Origin of the sequence: Filibacter tadaridae (assembly GCF_900609045.1) — a bacterium.
Taxonomy (GTDB): Bacteria; Bacillota; Bacilli; order Bacillales_A; family Planococcaceae; genus Sporosarcina; species Sporosarcina tadaridae.
The window spans coordinates 12,928-30,073 of record NZ_UXAV01000041.1 but is presented as its reverse complement, the minus strand read 5'-3'; the positions used below and the strand labels follow the sequence as shown (position 1 = coordinate 30,073).

The 17,146-nt window shown below is 40.7% G+C and carries 16 protein-coding genes and 1 other RNA gene; 10 read left to right on the top strand and 7 right to left on the bottom strand.

All coding sequences use genetic code 11. The features are described 5' to 3' along the window. The first annotated feature begins 236 nt into the window (after positions 1-236). The 3 genes from FILTAD_RS08690 to FILTAD_RS08680 all read left to right on the top strand — a co-directional run bounded on the left by FILTAD_RS08690 (position 237) and on the right by FILTAD_RS08680 (position 4,263). Positions 237-449: a hypothetical protein gene (locus tag FILTAD_RS08690; protein ID WP_148085397.1), complete on the top strand. Its 213-nt coding sequence runs from the start codon at positions 237-239 to the stop codon at positions 447-449. Between the two features lie 160 nt (positions 450-609). Then, a complete protein-coding gene (locus FILTAD_RS08685; RefSeq protein ID WP_238988197.1) occupies positions 610-2,682 on the top strand; it encodes a prolyl oligopeptidase family serine peptidase in 2,073 nt (690 codons plus the stop codon). A 144-nt stretch (positions 2,683-2,826) separates the two neighbouring features. After that, on the top strand, positions 2,827-4,263 hold the full coding sequence (locus FILTAD_RS08680) for a DEAD/DEAH box helicase (RefSeq protein ID WP_415579282.1): 1,437 nt from the start codon (positions 2,827-2,829) through the stop codon (positions 4,261-4,263). 49 nt (positions 4,264-4,312) lie between these two features. Here the strand turns inward: FILTAD_RS08680 and FILTAD_RS08675 are convergent, their stop codons facing one another. Further along, complete coding sequence (locus FILTAD_RS08675; protein ID WP_238988196.1) at positions 4,313-5,275, bottom strand: M23 family metallopeptidase; 963 nt, start codon at positions 5,273-5,275, stop codon at positions 4,313-4,315. Positions 5,276-5,469: 194 nt separating this feature from the next. Between FILTAD_RS08675 and FILTAD_RS08670 the strand changes: the two genes are divergently transcribed. The 3 genes from FILTAD_RS08670 (at position 5,470) to FILTAD_RS08660 (ending at position 7,508) form a co-directional block, all read left to right on the top strand. After that, positions 5,470-5,787 carry a thioredoxin family protein gene (locus tag FILTAD_RS08670; protein WP_124070169.1) on the top strand — a complete coding sequence of 106 codons (318 nt, stop codon included), beginning with the start codon at positions 5,470-5,472 and terminating at the stop codon, positions 5,785-5,787. Positions 5,788-5,983: 196 nt separating this feature from the next. Beyond that, the gene (locus FILTAD_RS08665) at positions 5,984-6,748 is read left to right on the top strand and encodes a 2-keto-4-pentenoate hydratase (RefSeq protein WP_124070168.1); all 765 of its coding nucleotides are present in this window, start codon (positions 5,984-5,986) and stop codon (positions 6,746-6,748) included. Positions 6,749-6,785: 37 nt separating this feature from the next. Then, positions 6,786-7,508 carry a gamma-glutamyl-gamma-aminobutyrate hydrolase family protein gene (locus tag FILTAD_RS08660; protein WP_124070167.1) on the top strand — a complete coding sequence of 241 codons (723 nt, stop codon included), beginning with the start codon at positions 6,786-6,788 and terminating at the stop codon, positions 7,506-7,508. A 9-nt stretch (positions 7,509-7,517) separates the two neighbouring features. Here FILTAD_RS08660 and FILTAD_RS08655 read toward each other — a convergent pair whose 3' ends face one another. Then, positions 7,518-8,243: a glycerophosphodiester phosphodiesterase gene (locus tag FILTAD_RS08655; protein WP_124070166.1), complete on the bottom strand. Its 726-nt coding sequence runs from the start codon at positions 8,241-8,243 to the stop codon at positions 7,518-7,520. 465 nt (positions 8,244-8,708) lie between these two features. Beyond that, positions 8,709-9,266, bottom strand: a complete 558-nt coding sequence (locus tag FILTAD_RS08650) for an SLOG family protein (RefSeq protein ID WP_124070364.1) — start codon at positions 9,264-9,266, stop codon at positions 8,709-8,711. A 386-nt stretch (positions 9,267-9,652) separates the two neighbouring features. Here FILTAD_RS08650 and FILTAD_RS08645 point away from each other — a divergent pair, with 386 nt between their 5' ends. The 4 genes from FILTAD_RS08645 to FILTAD_RS08630 all read left to right on the top strand — a co-directional run bounded on the left by FILTAD_RS08645 (position 9,653) and on the right by FILTAD_RS08630 (position 13,999). Then, positions 9,653-11,209, top strand: coding sequence for a spore germination protein (locus tag FILTAD_RS08645; RefSeq protein WP_124070164.1), 1,557 nt, complete (start codon positions 9,653-9,655; stop codon positions 11,207-11,209). Continuing rightward, positions 11,210-12,322 (top strand): GerAB/ArcD/ProY family transporter, encoded by a 1,113-nt coding sequence (locus FILTAD_RS08640; RefSeq protein WP_124070162.1) that lies wholly within the window; start codon positions 11,210-11,212, stop codon positions 12,320-12,322. Continuing rightward, a complete protein-coding gene (locus FILTAD_RS08635) occupies positions 12,319-13,443 on the top strand; it encodes a Ger(x)C family spore germination protein (RefSeq protein ID WP_124070160.1) in 1,125 nt (374 codons plus the stop codon). Before FILTAD_RS08640 ends, FILTAD_RS08635 begins: the two co-directional genes overlap by 4 nt. A gap of 226 nt (positions 13,444-13,669) precedes the next feature. After that, on the top strand, positions 13,670-13,999 hold the full coding sequence (locus tag FILTAD_RS08630) for a DUF3889 domain-containing protein (protein WP_124070158.1): 330 nt from the start codon (positions 13,670-13,672) through the stop codon (positions 13,997-13,999). A 213-nt stretch (positions 14,000-14,212) separates the two neighbouring features. Here the strand turns inward: FILTAD_RS08630 and ssrS are convergent. From ssrS to pstC, 4 genes are all read right to left on the bottom strand, one after another. Next, positions 14,213-14,405, bottom strand: a non-coding RNA gene (gene ssrS, locus FILTAD_RS08625) — 6S RNA. Positions 14,406-14,515: 110 nt separating this feature from the next. After that, positions 14,516-15,289, bottom strand: a complete 774-nt coding sequence (pstB, locus tag FILTAD_RS08620) for a phosphate ABC transporter ATP-binding protein PstB (protein WP_238988208.1) — start codon at positions 15,287-15,289, stop codon at positions 14,516-14,518. A 58-nt stretch (positions 15,290-15,347) separates the two neighbouring features. Then, complete coding sequence (gene pstA, locus FILTAD_RS08615) at positions 15,348-16,220, bottom strand: phosphate ABC transporter permease PstA (RefSeq protein WP_124070154.1); 873 nt, start codon at positions 16,218-16,220, stop codon at positions 15,348-15,350. 1 nt (position 16,221) lies between these two features. Continuing rightward, the gene (pstC, locus tag FILTAD_RS08610; RefSeq protein WP_124070362.1) at positions 16,222-17,133 is read right to left on the bottom strand and encodes a phosphate ABC transporter permease subunit PstC; all 912 of its coding nucleotides are present in this window, start codon (positions 17,131-17,133) and stop codon (positions 16,222-16,224) included. Positions 17,134-17,146: the final 13 nt, after the last annotated feature.

Genomic DNA, 17,146 nt, shown 5'->3' with positions numbered 1-17,146 from the left:
ACGAAGCGCCGGAGCGAATTCAATGAAATTCGTTATTCCAACCATACAGTATGAATTGTTTTTAAAACTGCCAGACCTTTTTTTGCGTTAAAGGCAATTGATGAACTGCTATCGACATTGAATGGAAGGGTTGAAAGGTATGCATAAAAAGGTTGCAGAATATAAACTGTTAAACGCCAGTGGAAAAAATGCTACTAGTCGTCATTCATCATTCAAAAAGAAAAATGGTTACGTTTATGAATAATGATGTAGCTGTTTCATATTTATACGCGATACTTCTATTTGTCGGAACCACACTGTTGGTAGGTACCCTGCTATACAACGTTTATGGAACATTCAAGATATCCTTTCTATTTGTTTCGTTATCAGGTGGAGGGATTCCAGGATTCATAGTGGGGGCAGCATTGGATTGCAGGATTGCTGAGAAAAGAAAGACAACAATAAAGTAAAAACAAAGAACAATACTTTTGAAACCGTAAAATCAATTGAACCATTATGCCAGGTGCTTTCGATATTAGATTGTAAAGTGATATACGTTCTGAAAAATCCCTCTGTTCTGTGATTAGTGTGGTAAAATATACAGGAGGGACATAACAGGGGGGTATTAAATTGAGCGTTGAGACAAAAAAAGAAATGGTTATTGAAAATTATCATGGGACTACAGTAAAAGATCCATATCGTTGGTTGGAAAATCCGGATGCTGAAGAAGTTAAGGGCTGGGTAGATCAGCAAAATGAACAGACACAGGACTTTTTGAAAACCTATCCAAACCGTGAAGAGGTAAAAGAAAGACTGACAAAGTCCATGAATTTTCCGAAATACTCCGTTCCGCAAAAGGAAGGGGATTATTATTATTTCAATAAAAATGAGGGATTGCAAAACCAAGCTATCTTTTATCGGACAAAGGATTTGGGTTCCGAAGACTTAGAAGTCATTATTGATCCGAATACATTGAACGATGAAGGAACGGCAGCCATTACAAATCTTGCATTCACGAAAGATGGAACTCGATTGGCGTATGGCATTTCATTGCACGGTAGTGACTGGCAGGAGATACGGATCCGCAATTTAGCGACAGGAATGGACGAGCCAGATGTGGTGAAGTGGTGTAAATTCAGTAGCATTGCGTGGAATGAAGAAGGGACCGGGTTTTATTATAACCGTTTTCCTGAGCCTGGTACGGTAGATCCTGAAGATGAAAGCAATTTCAATCGTGTCTATTGGCATGACGTCGGAACAAAGCAAGGGAAAGATAGGTTAATCTATGAAGATGCGGATGATAAAGCATTATCTTTCAGTCCTTCCATGTCGGATGATTACCGTTATTTGATTTTAACGGTATGGAAAGGTACCGAAAATAAAAGTCGAATCTACTATAAAGACACGAAGCTGGATGAAGATTTTGTCCACCTATTTGCCGATGACGATGGTGAATATACATTTATCGGAAATGAAGGTAGGCTCTTTTATTTTGCTACCAATTATAATGCGCCCAAAGAGAAAGTAATTGCCGTTGATATAGACAAACCCGAGAAGGATCAGTGGATTGACGTCATTCCTGAGAAGGAGGATGTACTGGCGTTCGTGGATATTATCAACAATCAGTTTGTCGTTTGCTATTTGCATAACGCTCACTATAAGTTAGCTATCTATGCGTTGGATGGGACATTCCAACGGGATATCCCGCTGCCGGATTACATTTCAATTTCCGGTGTATCGGGGAAAAAATCTGCGTCAACGATGTTTATCGGTTATACATCCTATTTGGTACCCACGACGATTGCACGCTATGATTTTGAAGAAGACCTGATTGATCCCGTATTCCAAAGTTCAGCGTTATTCGAAACGGAAAACTTTGAAACGAAACAGGTTTTTTATCCTTCCAAAGATGGGACGACCATCCCGATGTTCCTAACATACCGCAAAGGTTTGGAATTGAATGGGGAGAATCCGGTTCTATTATACGGGTACGGTGGTTTCAATGTTAGTTTGACACCGGCATTCTCACCGTCACAGCGCATGTGGATTGAAGCGGGTGGCGTGTATGCTGCTGCAAATTTACGCGGCGGCGGAGAGTTTGGCGAAGAGTGGTACAAAGCAGGAACGTTAGAACAGAAACAAAACGTTTTTGACGACTTTATAGCGGCGGCAGAGTGGTTGATTGGACAAAAGTATACAACTAGCAAGAAACTCGCCATTATGGGAGGAAGCAATGGGGGCTTGCTTGTTGCGACATGTATTACGCAACAACCGGATTTATATGGGGCGGCACTTTGTTTAGTTCCGGTTACGGACATGTTACGTTATCATAAGTTCACTGTCGGGCGCTATTGGGTAACCGATTATGGAAATGCGGAAGCTAATCCAGAAGACTTCAAGTTCATGTACGCCTATTCGCCGCTTCATAATGTGAAAGAAGGTATCGCCTATCCGCCGACATTGGTGACGACAGCGGATACAGATGACCGAGTTGTTCCGCTGCATGCGATGAAATTCGCCGCGACTTTACAAGCAGCACAGTCAGGTGATAACCCGATTCTTCTTCGGGTGGAAAAAAATGCAGGTCATGGGCTTGGTAAACCAACTGCGAAAATTATTGAAGAACAGACGGATATGTACTCATTTCTGTTTGAAACATTAAAAATGGATTTGAAGAGTAGCAAAAGTTTGGAAAGTGTTTGAGGCGTCAATACTTGGATAGATAGGAAAGATGGAATGCAGTCTACTTAGACCGCATTCCATTTCTCTAGTAGTCATAATCATCTCAAAACATGCGAGAAGTTCATTATCATGAGATAATGTAGGTAGAATGTGAGGTTGGATACAATGAACTTTCAAGATTTTAATTTAAGTGATGAGATTACACGAGCACTGGACGGGCTTGGGTATTCGGCGCCGACAGAAGTGCAAGAAAAAGTACTTCCCGCAGCGTTGAAAAGGCAGGATTTAGCTGTTAAATCACAGACGGGCAGTGGTAAGACGGCATCGTTCGGCATTCCGATTTGTGAGCTGGTGAAATGGGAAGAGAACAAACCACAAGCACTAATTCTGACACCGACACGCGAACTTGCGGACCAAGTTAAAGAAGATATTACAAATATCGGTCGTTTTAAGCGTATTAAAGCTGCGGCTGTGTACGGAAAGCATCCGTTTAATTATCAAAAAGAAGAACTGAAGCAAAAATGCCATGTCGTTGTCGGTACACCGGGCCGTGTAATGGACCATATTGAGCGAGGCACCCTGGTGCTTGGTAAAATCGAATACCTCGTTCTTGACGAAGCCGATGAAATGCTCAATATGGGCTTTATCGAACAAGTTGAAGCGATTATCAATAAGTTACCGAAGCAAAGGATGACAATGTTGTTCTCGGCTACGCTTTCAAAGAATATTGAACAGCTATGTCGCAAATACATGATTGAGCCGAAGCATATTGAAATTGCTTCCACTGTCACACTGACAGATCAAATCGATCATTCACTGATTGTCGTGAAAGAACAACAGAAGTTCGATCTATTACGTGACGTTACTGTTGTTGAAAATCCGGATAGCTGTATCATTTTCTGCCGGACGAAAGACCAAGTAGATCATGTCAATGAACAATTGGAAAAGCTTGACTACACAAGTGACAAATTGCACGGTGGAATGATGCAGGAAGACCGTTTCGCAGTAATGGATGAATTCAAACGTGGTGAGTTCCGTTATTTAGTGGCAACAGACGTTGCGGCACGCGGAATTGATATCGACAGCATTACGCATGTCATCAATTACGATATCCCATTGGAAAAGGAAAGTTATGTTCACCGTGCGGGTCGTACAGGACGGGCGGGGAAGAAAGGTAAAGCGATTACATTCGTTACACCGAACGAGGATCGATTCCTTGAAGAAATTGAAGCGTACATCGGTTTCGAAATTCAACAAAGAAATGCACCTTCCCGGCAAGCAGTTGTTAGCGCAATGGATGCGTTTACGCAGAAACTGGAAAGTTTACCCCAGTTGAAAAAGAACAAAAATGCAACCGTTAATAAAGATATACTGAAATTGTATTTCAATGGCGGTAAAAAGAAAAAGATACGGGCATTTGACTTTGTTGGTACGATTACAAGTATTCCAGGAGTCACAGCTGAAGATATCGGTATCATCAAAATCCAGGACACAGTCACTTATATCGATATTCTAAATGGAAAAGGCAAACTCGTATTGGATGAAATGAGAACAAAAACGGTCAAAGGCAAGTTATTAAAAGTCCATAAAGCGAATAAATAAGTGCTCAGGTACCGACACGATTCTTAACTGTGTCGGCGCCTGAGCACTTTCATTGTCGTTCCCAAAGTCTGAGCGAAGGGAATGGATCAAAAGCCCATTCTGTTCGTCCGTTATATTTGTACATTCCATAATGCAGATGCGGAGGGAAACGACCTGATGTGCCTTCTTTTCCATAGCCGGAGCTGCCTACATAGCCGATAATCGTTCCAGGTTCTACGATATCGCCTTCTTTAAGCCCCTTATTAAAATAAGCTAAGTGGGCAAAATAGTGATAGGTGTTGTGATTATCGCGGATGCCGACTCGCCAGCCCCCATATTCATTCCAGCCCATAATTTCAATGACCCCGTAAGATGTCGCTAACACGGGAACGCCGTGCCCTGCAAAAAGATCGGTTCCTTCATGTATTCTACGTCCGCCCCAACCTCTATTGGCACCCCATGTCCCTCTATAGCTGTAATTGTGCTGTTTTGGAATAGGGAAGGCATGTGCATCCAACTCCATTGTTTCAAAGTGCTTGTACAATTGTGCAATTGCCACGATTTGGTTAACGGTTTCTTGTCGCTTGTAGTAATCCCACAAAGCTAATTTGAAATTATCTTCATTTGGTCCATACCCATTTAAAAAGCTCATCATGGTATATAAAATATCATCGTTGTTTGTCGGATCCGCTTTCCCGTCATTATCACCATCCAATCCATTTCCTTCGAAGAAGGTAATTGATTCCGGTGCCGTATCGTTCTTGTTCGGGTTCATCGCTCCGGCCCAAAATTCTTCTGCGAACTGAATTGCGATTATGCCTTCGCTTTTCGGGATATCATTTCGTACTTGTTGAATGTTCCGTTCGAATTGGTCAATCGCGGCTAAGTGGTACCAAGGTACAGACTCATTTTCAAATTTTAAAAAATAGTCCATCCGTTCATCTGTAGACACGGAGTCATTTGCAACGACCACCGTGAAAAATAACAGAGAAAGCCCGATTACATAAGCCGGTAACAGTATCCAATGACGCAAGCAAAAACCTCCTTTTCGCACATCATTAGATTTCCCAGATTGAAGTAAATCATGAGTAGTAATTTTTTTGATAATTGAAGTAAAAAAATGGTGTGTGTAGAGTTTTGAATAAATTGACCGAAAACATGATTTAATCAGTGTTTGAATGATATACTAAAATGGGATTGAACCTAACGTATGAGGAGAGATTTTAAATGGAAAAATTACAATCAATGGAGCAATTTAATCAACTGAAAAATGAGGAACGGACACTATTTTTATTTTCCGCGGACTGGTGTCCGGATTGCCGTGTGATTGAACATGTATTGCCAGGAATCGAAGCGAATTATCCGGAGTATACGTTTATTTATGTGGACCGTGATGAATTCATAGATTTGTGCGGAGAACTGGATATTTTCGGCATTCCTAGTTTTATCGCGTTCCATGAAGGGAAAGAAGTAGGCCGTTTTGTGAGCAAGGATCGCAAATCACAAGAAGAGATAGAGGAGTTCATAAACGGACTTGTCGGTTGACGGAAGATAGGAGGGAGCGTATTCCAAGCTCTCTCCGGAAAATGAATGAATTATATAGATTAAACAAAAAATGCATTTTAAACCTCTAGGACTCTTTGCGAGTTTGTCTCCAGAAACAAGACGGACCGCTTTGCTAGTTTTCATACGGATTCTTTAATTCAGGATATAATGGGGGAAATTGAAGGGGGACTTATATATGACAACGGCTACCTTAGTAGAACGATTTTACGAGGCATATACGAATAGGCAACCTATTGATAAGGAAGCTGTGCCTGAAACATTGGAGATGTCGGAAGCGTATCGTGTTCAACAATTGCATACAGATAAAAAAGCAATTGATGATAAAGATAACCATGCCGGCTATAAGATTAGTTTGACGAGTGAAGAAACACAAAGAATGTTTAATTCAACGACCCCTTTATACGGAGCGTTGACAAGATCTACTATTTCCGATGGGACAATTGAGTTGAGCCGTATGCTATCTCCTTTGATTGAATTGGAGCTTGTTTTCATTGTCGAAAAAGACCTTTCAACAGAAGATGATTACGAATCGATAATGGCTAAAACGCGAATTGTACCAGGGCTTGAAATTCCTGATTCTCGCTTTACGAACTGGTTTCCAAACCTTAGTTTGGGACAGTTGGTCGCAGATAGTGCAGTTGCTGGAAAAGTGGTCATCGGGAACTCGACTGCTGAATTATCATACGATCAATTACATAACATCGAAGGGGCTTTAAAGTTTGAGGGTGAAGTAATTGCTTCAGGTATTTCCAGCGAAGTACTTGGCAACCCCGTCCATGCGGTGAAATGGCTGATTGACGAGCTTGCTAAGCATGGGCAGTCGTTGAAAAAAGGAGCGATTATTTCTTCGGGGACATTCATATTGCCGAAAGTCCTGAAAAAAGGAAAATATGAAGCTAGTTTCAAAGGCGTCGGAAACGTTATATTAAACGTAATTTAACGGAAAATATTAAGGAGATAAAAAAGGGGGACACTGGATGAAACCGGTCATCGGGGTAACGACAGATATTACGAGGGACGGGAAGCATGAGTTGGAAAAAGAATATGTTCAAGCGATTATTCGGGCCGGTGGATTGCCAGTTGTTATTCCAATCGGTGTCGATGAAGATGCCGATCAGTTGTTGGCTATGCTTGACGGTCTTTTGTTCACAGGTGGAAATGACATTAACCCAATGTTGTTTGATGAAGAGCCGCGTGTAGGTCTTGGAGAAGTATCGCCTGGAAGGGATTCCTGCGAACTAGAATTGGCACGCCGACTGCTGAAAACGGATAAACCAATTCTTGGTATTTGCAGAGGGATTCAAATTCTAAACGTCGCAGGTGGGGGTAACCTCTATCAAGATATTTATAAGCAACTGGATAAGCCGGTTCTCCAACACCAGCAAAAAGCCCCGGGTGACCATGCATCCCATTTCGTCGATGTGGAAAACGGTAGTTTACTGGAATCAATTGCTGGGAATCATCGCATTAAAGTGAACTCGTATCACCATCAATCTATCAAAGATGTCACCTACCCTTTCATCGTTACGGGTATCGCGACGGATGGCATTATTGAGTCAATTGAAAGCAATGAACATCGATTTGTTTTGGGCGTACAATGGCATCCTGAAAAATTAGCGGTAAAAGGGGACACCGTATCCCAGCGGATTTTTGAAAGATTCATTAAAGCTTGTGCAATTGAATCGGACCAAAAAAGCTGAGCGATCTGCTCAGCTTTTTGTTTGAAGGAACGCCATTATCTTCTCAGGAAAGTCGGTGAAAATCGCCGTGATCCCAACAGTTAGCAAAGCTTCGGCATGTTTTTCTTCATTGACCGTGAAGACACGTACCTTAACTTTTTCGTCGAGAACCCCACGCGCAAATGGACGTACCGCTGCGGGCAAAAATAAATGAAGAGCATCAGCGGGAATACTTCGAAGATAATTAAGCGGATTCACTAATGATTCCATGAATAATGCCGCTGTTTCCAACTGAGGAGCAAGCTGTTTCACTCTACGTATTGCTCCATGATCGAAAGACGAAATAACGACCCGTGCATCAAGGTTCATCATGGCTACAGCCTTAACCACTTTTTCAACCATCCCGTCGTATGGAAAAATATCCGACTTGACTTCAATATTCAGATGGTGGTGAGTTGTTGAAAAGATGTCGAGCACTTCTTGCAATGTTGGAATAGGTTCGCCTTTAAAATCGCTTGAAAACCAGCTACCAAAGTCAAACCCTCTCAATTCCTCAAGTGTCATATCCTTCACAAAACCATTTCCATTTGAAGTGCGATCAATCCTTTCGTCATGTATGACAACCAGTTCACCGTCTTTTGTCATATGAACGTCGAATTCCACGCCGGTCACTTGAAGGCGAGCCGCCTCTCGAAAAGCGCTAATCGTATTTTCAGGATGTGTCCCGGATGAACCCCGGTGTGCATAAATGTCCATTTAGAAACCCCCTTCTATTTCTGTCCATTCTAACACCCGGTGCCAGTTACTGACACCATTTGCGTCCTTTAAATTGTGGTAGCAACTGGCACCGGATCCAAAGTTTAAAAAATAAATTGGAAAAGGGGTGCTCTCATATGAAGAGCACCCCTTTGATTTATAAGGTAACAGTTAAGTTTTGATGTAATTTTTTCATCCCGATAATTCGGGGAATAATTTCCGATGAAAGACTAAACTTTCGGTGCCGCGGTCATTGTTCCACTGGGTGTCTTCTAACCTAAGCAACGCAAACCCTACCTACTTTTACGTCCTTGCGACCCTTTAGCCGCGCCAGTGTGAATAAGTATTCTCAAAAACAGTACGTAGAATGCCATATGTTCAAATCTCGAATGTTACCTTAGTTGTTAACTAGTTCATTCTCCCATATATAAATGGATTTGTCAAGCGCTGGTATTCCGTAATTCATCATTGCCACCCATTAAGTTGTTCTTCTTCTGCAATTACTTGTAAGTCATCTGCAGTAATGGTGAGTACCCGATAATCAGTTTGGGCGGCGTGGCGCTCCGCTGCTTTTTTTACGAACTTAGGCGAACCATCATTTTCTTCATCAAAGACAATTAGAATACCATCCGAATTGCGCATGAAAAATTTATCCTTTTCGATGAACTGCCAAGGTGCCTCGTACGGTCTTTTCGTAAGGCTCGTCGTGTAATCTGCTTGAGCGATAATCGAATGATATTTTTCTTTCTTCGTCTCATTCCAATTCTTCTCTTGTTCTAAAAAGGGCGTGATGACCGCTAATCTTAAATGTGGGTATTCAACTTTTAGTTCAATCACAACTTCAGCAGCCCACGTTTCAATCCCGAGCTGACCGCTGACAATGACCCATTCCAAGTCCTCATCTAGTAAATCTAGTAAACGTTTCATCAAAGACTTTTTAATAAATCGGATCCCGGGGTGCTTATCGTCGAAAATCCCTAGCTCATGTTGTTTATAGCCCGTGACAACTAGTCGTTTTAGAATCGCGTCCGACCTCCTATCCTGTGAAAGTGAAAACACTGACTTCATTAGGGAATTAGTGTTGAGTTTCAGTCACGAATAACATCCTGTTTGATATCCAATATACATCACCGTGAACCTTTTCGCCACCAGAGGCGCTAGCGTTGGTAGTACGGGGCAAGAATGCCTTAATTTCTGCAAATAACACAGAAATACGGCAAATCGAGCCCTTCGCTGTTCGATTTGCTAAGGCAACGCCCGCGGAAAGCGAGTACTAGAAAGGAAAGCAGCTTCCCTTTTTTGATGGTTTAAACTTTTGTTCATTCTATATAGCTGAAACGTTAAGAGGGGGTATAAGTTGTTCTATTAAAGTCAATTCTAAAGGCAAAGTTAGTAATGAGGTGAATGTCATGTTTAACAAAAAGTTCAAACTGTCTTCCGCAAAAAAGCAGCCAGCCGCGGAGGGTGAAAAGAGTAAAGAAAATGAAGAAAAAACAAAAAGCACGATTTCGCCTCTAAAGAGTGTTTTCATTAAATCGGTGGGTAATGCTGTTCATAACTCATCGGATTTAAAAGTTAAATCGATACACCCGAATCTTACACTTATTTATATAGATAATTTGGTGGATGGCGAAGTACTAAAAAAACATATTATTCATGACTTGTTAGGGAATACGAGTGAATCCCCAGAAAATGTCCTGTCCGTCCTTTCGATACCCAACGCAAAGTTGTCTGGTGAAATAGATGGAGCCATTACGGGAATGATGGATGGAACGGTACTTATTCATGTTGAGGGCTACTCCCAAATTGTATTGGCAAACATCCCCACCAAGGAATCACGGGCTTTATCAACGCCGGAAAATGAATCCCAAGTAATTGGATCCCAAGTTGGATTTAATGAAAGCCTTACAACGAATATATCATTGGTTCGAAGGTATATAAAAAACCCAGATCTTTGCAATGAAGAGATAAAAGTTGGAGAACGCTCGAACACAGCTGTTTCTATGCTTTATATTAAAGGCATTGCTTCAGAAGAAATGATTAATATGCTACGGCAGAGGATTACCGACATTAAAATAGATTCTTTATTGGACAGTTCTATTCTTGAACAATTGATAGACGACAACTCTTTATCGATTTTCCCACAAATGTTACTGACTGAAAGACCGGATAAGCTTTGCTCTGAACTATTGAATGGGAAATTAGGAGTCATTGTCGATGGTAGCACCATGGCAATCGTTGCACCACACTCATTTCTTGAATTTTTCCAAAGCCAAGAAGATATAAATTTACGATGGCAAATTGCTACATTTGCCCGGTTATTAAGATTTAGTGCGGTCGTACTCTCAATTTTTTTAACACCTTTATATGTAGCGGCTTTAACATTTCATTACGAGGTCATTCCCCAAACGCTCTTAGTTACACTAAGTGAATCAAGGTCTTTAGTTCCTTTTCCGCCGTTATTTGAGGCGTTACTTTTAGAACTTATTATTGAACTACTTCGAGAGGCGGGAATTAGATTACCGTCAAAGGTTGGTCAAACAATCGGAATTGTTGGCGGTATCGTCATTGGAACCGCGGCCGTCCAAGCAGGAATTACGAGTAATATTTTAATCATTATTGTTGCGCTCGGGGCATTGGCTTCTTTCACGACACCAAGTTACATGATGGGCAATGTCATTAGAATTATTCGGTTCCCATTAATACTACTAGCGGGGTATTGGGGCTTTTACGGCATTATGTTTGGGTTTTGTTTTATTATTATCCACCTGTTACGTCAAACAAGTTTGGGTTCTCCGTACACGGCACCATTTTATCCTCCACGGGTGAAAGATTGGCGTGACAGTATTATCAGAATGCCTTTGCCGTTTACATTTAAGAGGCCTTCAAATACAAGGCCGGAAGATGAAGACAAGTATGAGCCCGGGCCCGTAAATCCTGAAAAAAATGAACAGAAGGTGGAATAAGTGAAAAACTCTATCCAACTTAGTCAAAAAAGTACGATTAACGCTTTTTTACTTTTTTTCATCATTCATACCGCACAAATCGGAGTGGGGATTCATGGTTTTCAGCGGATAATCTATCAGGACGCAAAACATGATGCTTGGATTTCAGTGCTCCTTGCGGGTATTGCCACACATATCATCGCTTTTATTATGATTAAAACGTTGGAAATGTACAGTTCAAATGATTTATATGGCATTCATCAAGATGTATTTGGTAAGTGGATAGGGAACTTTTTTAACATCATTTATATTTTATACTGTTCAGCCGCTTTTTTTTCCGTTTTGAGAAACTATATTGAAGTCGTTCAGACCTGGGTTTTCCCAAATGTAAATACTTGGTTTCTTGCAGCTACGTTGCTGTTAATCGTGATGTACACATTTACTGGTGGACTACGGGTAATTGTGGGTGTTTCCTTTTTTAGTCTTATCCTATCTATATGGCTTTTACCAATGTTGGTATACCCATTGAAATTTATGGAACCGCGGAGTTTATTACCAATATTGGAGGCCGATATGAGTGGAATCTTAAAAGGGGTACAATCCATGACGTTTACAATTATTGGATTTGAAGTGTTAAATGTAATTTACCCGTTTATAAAGGATAAAAATAATGTAAGAAAGTATGTTCATTTAGGTTTATTAGCCACAACTTTTATTTATGTATCTGTTATGTTGGTTTCGATAACTTACTTCAGCGGGGATTTATTAACTAAAACCATATGGGCAACTTTGTCTTTGTTTAGTATTATTAAGCTTCCGTTTGTAGAACGATTTGAATACATAGCGGTTTGCTTCTGGATGTTGATCATTTTGCCGAATCTTTGTCTATACGTATGGGCTGCTTATCGTGGGACCATTCGCCTCGTCAACGTAAACGCAACCAAATTCGTCTGGATTTTCTCACTTTCCATCTTTATTGCTTCGTTAGTTGTTAAAAATAGAACTCAAATAAATATGGTTAACAATTACTTCGGTCAAGTGGCATTTTATGTTATTTTTGTTTACCCTATTTTTTTGTATGTGGTGGCAGTGGTGAAAAGGAAATTCAAATCACATAAGGAGCAAATCGAATGAAAAAATATAGATCCTATATACTATACCTGCTTCTCCTTATCAGCTTGGTTGGATGTGCGGAAAAGAAACTTCTTGAAAAAGTAGGGTTGACCACTTTAATAGGCTACGATTTGGGGAATGAGGATAACGTGAAGACTACTGCAGTTGTCCGCCAGGTGAATACGGAATTTCAAAGTCAAGTTGCAATCATTACTTCCGAAAATGAAACAAGTCAAGGGACGCGTACGAAAATCAACCGCAGGTCATCTAAGAAAATAATGGCTGGACAATTGAGGGGAGTTTTATTCGGTGAGGAGCTCGCCAGAAAGGGTGTTGGTCATTATGTTGATACCTTGTTGAAACACTCTGAAATGAGTGGGAGTGTTCTCTTGGCGGTGGTTGAAGGTCAATCGAAATCGTTACTTGAATTCGAATATCCGGATATCGATGACATTGGTGATCACATCTATAAGCTATTGGAACAAAACATTAAAGGCGAGCAGATGATTTCATCTACACTTCACGAGGTGGGACATGATTATTATTCCCCAGGAAGGGATATTGCAATGCCTATTCTTAAAAAGGATAAGGAGCTTATAGAAATTTCTGGTGTTGCCTTATTTAAAAATGGAGAAATGGTAGGTAAACTTTCTGCTAAAGATAGTTTTTATGTGAAACTAATTCGTGATAATTATAACACTGGAAAACTTGAAATGATGATTAAAGGAGATGAATTGCCATCATCTTTAATGAAGAATCCATCTGACAGGATTGATTTAGTATTCGATCCAATTAAGACAAAAAAAGAGTTGAAATTAGTCAATCAGGCGACGCCTGAATTCGACTTACAGATTAATGTGAAAGCAAGATTGATGGAAATAAAGCCATACATTGATGTGGGTAAACCCAAAAATGTAGCAAAACTTGAAAAAGCAATCGGTAAAAGTCTATCTGAAGAACTATCAAGGGTAATTGCCCTCTCCCAGGAAGCTGATTCGGATGTCTTTGGATTTGGTGAATATTACAGAAGCACTGTCCGTCATTCAGATCTTACACAAGAGAAGTGGCATGGGTTATACAAGGAAATGAAAGTAAATGTACATGTTGACTTTACACTGCTTCGTAGTGGAATTATGGAATAATTATAGAGTACCTGTTATTTATGTAATCACAAGAACTTGGTTGTTCAAATAAACGTGTTAGTTTGAGTGTTAGGCACCATGTTTATTATCAAATTGGGCACGGGACCCTGCTTTTGCAATATCTTATAGTGTAGATGACGTAGTGTGGTTTTCAAGAAAGCTTACTCAGTTCAGAATGATTTTAGGAAAATTACTCATCCTATAAAAAAAGGGGATGAGATCGATTATGAGAAAAGTATTTATGGCACTTGGGATTTTTATACTAGTTAATTTAACACCTACTTATATTCAGACTATTGCACATGGGCAACAAGATGATCCAGCCTACGCCAAGTGGGGAAAGCATGCGATGAAGGAAACACAATCAAAATATCCCAATGCGAATATTATTGACTACCTGCATGAAGGAAGCGAAACTAGAGGGAATTCAACAATTGAAAAGTTTAAGCTATGGCTAAAGGAGGGTGACAGCGAGTTCGGCATATTTGTAAGAATTGAATATACTACCGAAACTGAAGAAGTGATTACCATAGAACTTCAAGAAACATCTAGATAAGCCATCACAGAGGAGGTCAAATGCGCTTTCATGGAAAGAAACTGAAGAAGAACAGAATTTGTCAGAAAAAGAAATTGAGTGGCTGAATGATTGAAATAACGAGTCGATACGAAGAGTTACATCATTATTTCCGTCAATCAAAAAAATAACAACAAAAAAGCATCATCCAATAAAGGATGATGCTTTTTTGAGCCTTGGTATATATGGCTTTAAAGCGTAGCCGCCTTTGCCGTATCAGATTATGAAAGTTTTAAACCACCACTCCTCAAAGTGGGTGTTCGCAGAAACTATCCTGTATGTCTTAGTTGCTAAAGGAACTAAGCGTACCATTCCAGTTTCGATGTAAAACTCCCTATTACAGCATAAAGGTTAAAACTTAATTACAATACGTACAACGCAGCTTATGTTTATATAGTACAGCATGCATGATCGTTTTTCAATGAAAATATATTCCAGTAATTGTAGAGTGCCTGTCCCTCATACATGTTAGATTGAGGGACAGGTACCGTTTAAAAGTTAACCAAAGCGACCGTTAATATAATCATTCGTTCGGGAATCCTCGGGTGTGCTAAACAATGTTGATGTGCGGTCACATTCAACAATTTCTCCGTTTAAGAAAAAGGCTGTTCGGTCGGAAATTCGTGAAGCTTGCTGCATATTATGAGTGACGATTGCGATGGTCACATCGTTTTTAATTGTCGCAATGAGTTCCTCTACCTTATGGGTCGATACAGGGTCTAACGCAGATGTTGGTTCGTCCATAAGAATCACTTCCGGATCTATTGCGAGGCACCTCGCGATACAAAGTCGTTGTTGTTGACCTCCGGAAAGCCCGTATGCACTTTTATGTAAGCGATCTTTTACTTCATCCCACAACGCGGCTTTTCGTAAGCTGTCTTCTACAATGACGTCGAGCATCACTTTATTACGAATGCCATGAATCCTAGGGCCGAATGCAACATTTTCGTAAATCGATTTCGGAAAAGGGTTTGGTTTCTGAAACACCATGCCGACTTTCGAACGAAGGAGTTCGACCGGCATCGCTTTGCCCAGAATAGCATTGCCCATGAATGTAACGTTACCTGAGATGTGCACGTCACGTGCAGTTTCAACCATTCGATTCAATGTCTTTAAATAGGTTGATTTACCACAACCAGAAGGTCCGATAATCGCGGTAACTTCCTTTTCGTTGATGGTAAGGTCAATATTTTTCAGGGCGTGTGATGTACCGTACCAGACGTTAAGTCCGTTTGTTTCATAGACAGGCTTTTTCCAGTTTTCATTTTTCATCACATGGAGTCCGATCTTTTCTTTTCGATCTTTGATTAACGTCATTCGAATTCTCCTATCAATTTTGAAGTTTCTTCATGGCTTTATTTCTGAAATAAATGGCAAAAGCATTCATCGTAACGAGAATGACAAGCAAAACGATAATACCAGCGGATGCGACGTCTGCAAATTCGGGTTGCGGTCGCTTTGCCCAGTCGTAAATTTGCATTGGTAACGCGGTAAATGTACTTAGAGGCCCGGTCGGTAGGAACTGAATGATAACTGGGATACCTAGAACAATTAGCGGCGCTGTTTCGCCAATCGCACGGGAAAACGATAGAATACTACCTGTTAAAATAGAGCCGATTGACGATGGCATAATGACTTGAGTAATTGTTTGCCATTTCGTTGCACCCATACCATAGGAAGCTTCCCGAAGATTATCAGGCACCGAACGTATCGCTTCTTGTGATGCAACGATTATAATCGGCAAGATGAGGACACTCATAGTAAGTCCTGCGGCGAGTATGCTATTACCAAGAAACAATGCACGTGAGAACACAGTGAGGCCAAGAAGTCCGAATACAACGGACGGCACTCCGGCAAGATTACTGATGTTCATCTCAATAAAGGCCGTCCATTTATTCTTCACTGCATATTCTTCAAGGTAAATGGCGGAACAAATTCCGATGAACATGGATACCGGAATCACCACGGCCATAAGAGACAACGTACCTACAAGCGCGGCTTTCAAACCGGCCTGCTCTGGAAACCGTGAACCGAAATTTGTGAAAAGTGAGAGGTTCAAACGTCCCACACCATCCGCACCAATTCCGTAAAAGAGAAAAGCGATGAGTACAATTAACAAAAATGAGGCAGTACCGAAAAGCCATTTCATGATAGAATCTTTCACAATCCGTCGATTCGTTTTTATTAGGAGGTTGTTGTCCATATTAATAGTCCTCCCTAAATTTCGTCTTAACGTACAATGCAGTTCGGTTCATAAGGAATGTAAATAAGAACAGCATGAAACCGACAGCATAAATCGAGTAGTAAATGGTTGTTCCATACCCTGCATCTCCTGTAGCAACTTGAACGATGTAGGAAGTCATGGTCTGGATTGATCCGGTTAAGTCCAAGTTAAATGCGGGAGTTGAACCGGCAGCTAAGGATACAATCATTGTTTCGCCCACAGCACGTGAAGCGGCCAAAATAATTGAAGAAGCAATTCCTGATACCGCTGCAGGAATAACGACCTTGATCGCCGTTTCAAATCTTGTAGAACCTAGCGCATATGCCCCTTCGCGGAATGTAGCAGGGACAGCAGAAAGTGCATCTTCAGATAGGGATACAATCATTGGTAAAATCATAATGCCGACTACTATTCCTGCACTAAGCGCGTTAAATAACTTAAGTGAAGGAATGAGCGTCTGTAGAAAAGGTGTCACGAACGTCAAAGCGAAAAAACCATAAACAATTGTTGGAATCCCTGCAAGCAGTTCAATAATAGGTTTGATAATTTTTTTAACTTTTGGTGATGCATATTCACTCAAGAAAATTGCGCAAGCTAGACCTACTGGAACGGCAATGAGAAGAGCAACAAGTGCAATTTTTAGAGTTCCTATTAAGAGCGGTAGTACTCCGAAAGCGGGTGACCCATTGGAAAAAGGTGCCCATTCTGTACCAAACACGAAGTCGGAAACGTTTATATGGGTGAAAAATATAAAAGTCTCTTTTAATAATGTGTAAACAATACCTAATGTTGCGAGTACAGTAAGACTTGTTACGACTAGTAAGATATGAGGAACGAGTTTTCCGAACCTCTCCCTCTTTTTCGCGGCGGCAATGACATCGCGTGTCCGCATTTTTTCACTTGGT

Bases quoted from the DNA above. Each gene is read 5' to 3' on its own strand.
- FILTAD_RS08690 (WP_148085397.1), top strand. From the start codon at position 237: ATGAATAATGATGTAGCTGTTTCATATTTATACGCGATACTTCTATTT.
- FILTAD_RS08680 (WP_415579282.1), top strand. From the start codon at position 2,827: ATGAACTTTCAAGATTTTAATTTAAGTGATGAGATTACACGAGCACTG.
- FILTAD_RS08670 (WP_124070169.1), top strand. From the start codon at position 5,470: ATGGAAAAATTACAATCAATGGAGCAATTTAATCAACTGAAAAATGAG.
- FILTAD_RS08665 (WP_124070168.1), top strand. From the start codon at position 5,984: ATGACAACGGCTACCTTAGTAGAACGATTTTACGAGGCATATACGAAT.
- FILTAD_RS08660 (WP_124070167.1), top strand. From the start codon at position 6,786: ATGAAACCGGTCATCGGGGTAACGACAGATATTACGAGGGACGGGAAG.
- FILTAD_RS08655 (WP_124070166.1), bottom strand. From the start codon at position 8,243: ATGGACATTTATGCACACCGGGGTTCATCCGGGACACATCCTGAAAAT.
- FILTAD_RS08645 (WP_124070164.1), top strand. From the start codon at position 9,653: ATGTTTAACAAAAAGTTCAAACTGTCTTCCGCAAAAAAGCAGCCAGCC.
- FILTAD_RS08635 (WP_124070160.1), top strand. From the start codon at position 12,319: ATGAAAAAATATAGATCCTATATACTATACCTGCTTCTCCTTATCAGC.
- FILTAD_RS08630 (WP_124070158.1), top strand. From the start codon at position 13,670: ATGAGAAAAGTATTTATGGCACTTGGGATTTTTATACTAGTTAATTTA.
- pstB (WP_238988208.1), bottom strand. From the start codon at position 15,289: ATGAAAAATGAAAACTGGAAAAAGCCTGTCTATGAAACAAACGGACTT.
- pstA (WP_124070154.1), bottom strand. From the start codon at position 16,220: ATGGACAACAACCTCCTAATAAAAACGAATCGACGGATTGTGAAAGAT.
- pstC (WP_124070362.1), bottom strand. From the start codon at position 17,133: ATGCGGACACGCGATGTCATTGCCGCCGCGAAAAAGAGGGAGAGGTTC.